Origin of the sequence: Kitasatospora sp. NPDC059571, assembly GCF_042735675.1 — a bacterium.
GTDB lineage: Bacteria > Actinomycetota > Actinomycetes > Streptomycetales > Streptomycetaceae > Kitasatospora.
Window position 1 is genome coordinate 1 of the sequence record NZ_JBHWBW010000540.1, and the last position, 5087, is coordinate 5087.

The 5087-nt window shown below is 77.4% G+C and carries 5 protein-coding genes; 3 read left to right on the forward strand and 2 right to left on the reverse strand.

Translation table 11 applies throughout. The features are described from left to right. Together ACFV0G_RS35010 and ACFV0G_RS35015 are read right to left on the reverse strand one after the other, a co-directional pair. On the reverse strand, positions 1 to 1376 hold a 1376-nt coding region (locus tag ACFV0G_RS35010; RefSeq protein ID WP_380556690.1), incomplete at its 3' end, for a sensor histidine kinase. Further along, positions 1373 to 2083 (reverse strand): response regulator transcription factor, encoded by a 711-nt coding sequence (locus ACFV0G_RS35015; RefSeq protein WP_380556692.1) that lies wholly within the window; start codon positions 2081 to 2083, stop codon positions 1373 to 1375. The genes ACFV0G_RS35010 and ACFV0G_RS35015, both read right to left, overlap by 4 nt. Positions 2084 to 2317: 234 nt before the next feature. On the opposite strand from ACFV0G_RS35015, the gene ACFV0G_RS35020 reads away from it, so the two are divergent. The 3 genes from ACFV0G_RS35020 to ACFV0G_RS35030 all read left to right on the forward strand — a co-directional run. Then, positions 2318 to 3685, forward strand: coding sequence for a ferric reductase-like transmembrane domain-containing protein (locus ACFV0G_RS35020; RefSeq protein ID WP_380556694.1), 1368 nt, complete (start codon positions 2318 to 2320; stop codon positions 3683 to 3685). A gap of 11 nt (positions 3686 to 3696) precedes the next feature. Continuing rightward, on the forward strand, positions 3697 to 4161 hold the full coding sequence (locus ACFV0G_RS35025; RefSeq protein WP_380556696.1) for an FMN-binding protein: 465 nt from the start codon (positions 3697 to 3699) through the stop codon (positions 4159 to 4161). Further along, on the forward strand, positions 4158 to 5087 hold a 930-nt coding region (locus tag ACFV0G_RS35030), incomplete at its 3' end, for an FAD:protein FMN transferase (RefSeq protein ID WP_380556698.1). The genes ACFV0G_RS35025 and ACFV0G_RS35030, both read left to right, overlap by 4 nt.

Sequence of the window (5087 nt, forward strand, 5' to 3'; positions counted from 1 at the left end):
AGCGCCCGCACGATCGCCAGGCCGAGCCGGGTCGAGCCGGAGCTGCGCGACCGCGCCCGGTCGCCGCGGACGAAGCGCTCGAAGACCCGGTCGGCGAGGCCCGGCGGCAGGCCCGGGCCGGTGTCGGTGACCGCCAGCAGCACCCGGTCCCCGCCGTGCTCCAGCCGGAGCGTCACCTCGGTGCCCGGCGGGGTGTGCGTCCGGGCGTTGGCCAGCAGGTTGGCCACCACCTGGCGCAGCCGGTCGGCGTCGCCGCGCACCAGCAGCGGCTCGGCGGGCAGTTCCAGGCGCCACATGTGGTCCGGGCCGGCCGCCCGGGCGTCCGCGGCCCCGTCGAGGGCGAGCCGGGTCAGGTCGACCTCCTCGTCGGCCAGCGGGCGGCCCGCGTCCAGCCGGGCCAGCAGCAGCAGGTCCTCGACGATCGCCCCCATCCGCCGCGCCTCGGCGTCGATCCGCTCCAGCGAGTGGTGCACCGGCTGCGGCACCGGCCCGGGATGGCGCAGCGCCAGCTCGGCGTGGCCGCGGACGGCGGCGACCGGGGTGCGCAGCTCGTGGCTGGCGTCCGCGGCGAACGCGCGCAGCCGCTCCTCGACCTCGTGACGGCGGGTCAGCGCGGCCCCGACGTGGTCGAGCAGCCGGTTGAGGGCGGTGCCGACCCGGCCGACCTCGCTGACGGGGTCGGCGTCCGGCACCCGTTCGGAGAGCGCCACCGCGCCGCTGGCCAGCGGCAGCGCGGCCCCCTGCGAGGCGGTGGCGGCGACCCTCTCCAGCGGGCGCAGCGACCAGCGGACCCAGAGCGCGCCGGCCACCCCGGCGGCGGCGACGGCCGCGCCGAAGACCGTGATCTCCAGGCTCACCAGGCGGCGCACGGTGTCGTCGACCTGGCGCAGCGACAGGCCGGTGACCATGACGTCGCCGTCGCGGCCGGCGACCGCGCGCAGCCGGTAGTGGCCGAGCGGGCCGAGGTCGACGCTGCGGGCCGGGCCGCCGACCGGCAGGGCGGCCAGCGTGCGGCGGTCGGCGGCGCTCAGGACCGGGATGTCGTCGGCGTTGGGTGCGTCGGCGTCGTCGGCGTCGCCGTCCACCACGCCGACCGCGGTGACCTGTCCGGAGAGCAGCCGGGCGCCGAAGGTGCCGGGCGCCTGGGCGCGGGTGTCGCTGCCGGCGCCGCCGTGCTCCAGGCTGGCGGCGTAGCGGCCGCCGGTGTCGGTCAGCTGCTGGTCCAGCCGGTCCACCAGGAAGTGCCGCAGTGCCGCGGTGGTGGCGAGCCCCACGCCGCCGCAGGTGAGCACCAGCAGCGCGAGCAGCCCGGCGATGAGCCGGGCGCGCAGCGTCCGCGGGAGGATCCGGCGCGGCGGGCCGGGCCGGCGGATCACGGCGCCGCCTTGATCAGGTAGCCGGCTCCCCGCACGGTGTGGATCATCGGTGTCCGGCCGGCGTCGATCTTCTTGCGCAGGTAGCTGATGTACAGCTCCACCACGTGCGCCTGGCCGCCGAAGTCGTACGACCAGACGGCCTCGAGCAGCTGGGGCTTGCTGAGGACCTGCCGGGGGTGCCGGACGAGATGGGCGAGCAGGGCGTACTCGGTGGGGCTGAGGTCGACGGGGTCACCGCCGCGGGTGACCTCGCGGGCCTGCTCGTCGAGGACGAGGTCGCCGAGGACGAGCGCGTGCGCGGGCGGGCCGTCCGGGGCGGCCGGTGCGGTGCGGCGGAGCAGGCCGCGCAGCCGGACGGCCACCTCGGCGAGGCTGAACGGCTTGGTGACGTAGTCGTCGCCGCCGGCGGCGATGCCGGCGATGCGGTCCTCGACGGCGTCCCGGGCGGTCAGGAAGAGCACCCGGACCTCGGGCTGCGTCCGGTGGATCAGCCGCAGCACCTCCATGCCGTCGAGGTCGGGGAGCATCATGTCGAGCACCACGGCGTGCGGCCGCCAGGCGGCGGCGACGTCGACGGCGTCCCGGCCAGTGGCGGCGCCGCGGACGTCCCAGCCCTCGTAGCCGAGGCCGCCGCAGACGACGTCGAGCAGGTCGGGCTCGTCGTCGACCACGAGGATCCGCCAGGTCGGCTGCTCGGTGCGGTCCATGGCGCTCCCCGGGGTGCTGGTCTGCGGGCAGCTCTCATTCTGACCGTTCGCGATGAGAAACCGGTGAGATCACCCGGCGGCGCACGAACACCTGCGCACCCGCGGTGAACTGCGGCGATGCAGCTCCGGCGGGCGGCCGGCGGGCCCCGGGCTCAGAGGCAACTGAGAGCTTGCGATGCCAGGGTTGGGCACCTCGGCGGCATCCGGCCGTCCGAGTGCGGAAGGAGGACGGCCATGGCCGCCATCGCCCCGCCGGGGAATGCCGGCAGCACGGCCCGCCGCGCGCACCGTCCGGACCGCCGGTTCCCGGTGGCCGCCGCCCCCGCGGCCGCCCTGGCCGCGATCGGCGCCGGCGCGCTGGGTGTCCTCGTCCTGTGGTGGCAGGGCACCGGCTCGGTGACCGGGGCGGCCGGCTGGCTGACCGGCGCGGGCCGGATCACCGGCCTGCTCGCCGGCTACGCGGCGCCGGTCCTGCTGCTGCTGATGGCCCGCATCCCGGTGCTGGAGCGGGAGGTCGGCGCCGACCGGCTGGCCCGCTGGCACGCCTTCGGCGGCCGCTACCTGGTCTCCCTGGTGACCGTGCACGTGCTGACGATCGTCTGGGGCTACGCGCTGACCGACGGCCGCGGGCTGCTCCCCGAGGGCGTGGACATCGTGTTCCACTACCCGGAGATGATCAAAGCCTCGCTGGGCACGCTGGTGATGCTGGGCACCGGCGCGGTCTCCGCCCGGGCGGCCCGCCGCAAGCTGTCGTACGAGGTCTGGTACTACCTGCACCTGGCGACGTACCTGGCGGTGGCGCTCGCCTTCGGCCACCAACTGGCCACCGGCGCCGACCTCGGCGACGGGCCGGCCGGGCTCGCCTGGTACGCCCTGTACCTGGGCACCGCCGCGCTGCTCGGCTGGTACCGGCTGGCCGTGCCGTGGCTGCGCGACCGCCGGCACCGGCTGCAGGTGGCGGAGGTCCGCCCGGAGGGCCCCGGCGTGGTGTCGCTCTTCCTGACCGGCCGGCGGCTGGAGGAGCTGCGGGCCGAGCCGGGCCAGTTCTTCCGGCTGCAGTTCCAGGCGCCCGGGCTGCGCTGGGCCGCCAACCCGTACTCGCTCTCGGCGCCGGCGCACCCGCGGTTCCTGCGCTTCACCGTGAAGGACCTGGGCGGGCACAGCGCCGCCGTGGCGCGGCTGCGCCCGGGCACCCGGGTGCGCGCCGAGGGTCCGTACGGGGCGTTCACCGCGCGGCTGCACCGGCAGCGCAAGGTGCTGCTGCTCGGCGCGGGTGTCGGGATCACCCCGCTGCGGGCACTGTTCGAGACGCTGCCCGGGGAGATCACGCTGGTGCAGCGCGCCCGCCGGCCCGAGGAGCTGCTCTTCACCGCGGAGCTCTCGGAGGTCGCGCGCCGCCGCGGCGGCCGGGTGCTGGCCCTGACCGGCTCCCGGTCGCAGGTCGGCGACCTCGGTACGGCGCTGCGCCGGATCGTCCCCGACCTGGCCTCGCACGAGGTCTACCTGTGCGGCCCCGAGCCGCTGGCCGAGGAGGCCGTCCGGGCGCTGCGGGCCGCGGGAGTGCGGCCCGGCGCCATCCACCGCGAGTCCTTCGCCCTCTGAGGAGCCCCGCCATGCGCCGAGCCGTCGTCACCGCATCCGCCACCGCGGCCGGGGTGGTCCTGCTGCTGTCCCTGAAGCCGCACGACAGCACCCCCTCCCAGGTGATCAGTTCGGGGGGCACCGCCACCGACACCTCCGGGAGCACCACCACCAGCACCCCGTCCGCGGGCTCCTCCGCCTCGGCCGCGCCGGCCGGCGGCACCCGGTCGGTCACCGGCAGCGCCGTCGACACCCGGTACGGGCCGGTGCAGGTCAAGGTCACCCTGTCCGGGACGAAGATCACCAACATCGACGTGGTGCAGTACCCGACCGAGGACCGCCGCGACCGGGAGATCAACGGCTACGCCCTGCCGGTGCTCAACCAGGAGGCGATCGCCGCGCAGAGCGCGCAGATCGACGTGGTCTCGGGTGCGACGTTCACCAGCGAGGGGTACGTCCGGTCGCTGCAGAGCGCGCTCGACAAGGCGGGCCGGTGACCGGCCCGGCCGCCGCCGTCCGGCACACCGAGCACGTCATGGGGACGGTCTTCTCGGTCACCGTGCGCGACCCCACCGCCCGGACGGCGGCGGCCCTGGAGCGCCTCGCCGCCCGGCTGCACGCCATCGACGCGGTGTTCTCGACGTACCGGCCGGACAGCGACGTCAGCCGGCTCGGCCGCGGCGAGGCCGCGCCCGGGGACTGCCACCCGGACGTGGCCGGGGTGCTGGCGAGCTGCCGGGAGGTCGCCGAGGAGACCGGCGGCTGGTTCACCGACCGTCCCGGCGGGCGGTTCGACCCGAGCGGCTGGGTCAAGGGCTGGGCGGTCGAGGAGGCCGCGCGGCTGCTCGGCGCGGCGGGCTCCCGGGAGTACTGCGTGGCGGGCGGCGGGGACGTGCAGACCGCCGGCGGGCCGTGGCGGATCGGCGTCGCGCACCCGCTGCGGCCGGGCGCCCTGGCCGCCGTGCTGAGCGGGCACGACCTGGCGGTGGCGACCTCCGGCACCGCCGAGCGCGGCGCGCACATCACCGACCCGTTCACCGGCCGGCCGGCCGGGGGCTTCGCCTCGCTCACCCTGGTGGGGTCGGACGGCACCGGCCTGGCCAGGACGGACGCATGGGCCACGGCGGCGTTCGCGATGGGCCCCGGGCGGGCGTTCGACTGGCTGGACGGGCGCCCCGGGGTGGAGGCGCTGGCCGTGCTGCCGGACGGCACCCAGTGGCGGACGGACGGCTTCGCCCGCCACCTGCCGCCGGCCGGCCCGGCCGACTGGACGCTGCACCGCCCGCCCGGCGCCGCCCGGAACGCCCGAGCGGGGCGGGGGGGGGGGGGCGCGGGGGGGGGGGGGGGCGCGGGCGGGGGGGGGGGGGGGGGCGGCGGGGCCCCCCCGCCCGGGGGGCCCGCTCTGCCCCCGCGCTCTCGCGCG

Coding starts and splice junctions, on each gene's coding strand:
- ACFV0G_RS35015 (WP_380556692.1), bottom strand. CDS start 2,083: ATGGACCGCACCGAGCAGCCGACCTGGCGGATCCTCGTGGTCGACGAC.
- ACFV0G_RS35020 (WP_380556694.1), top strand. CDS start 2,318: ATGGCCGCCATCGCCCCGCCGGGGAATGCCGGCAGCACGGCCCGCCGC.
- ACFV0G_RS35025 (WP_380556696.1), top strand. CDS start 3,697: ATGCGCCGAGCCGTCGTCACCGCATCCGCCACCGCGGCCGGGGTGGTC.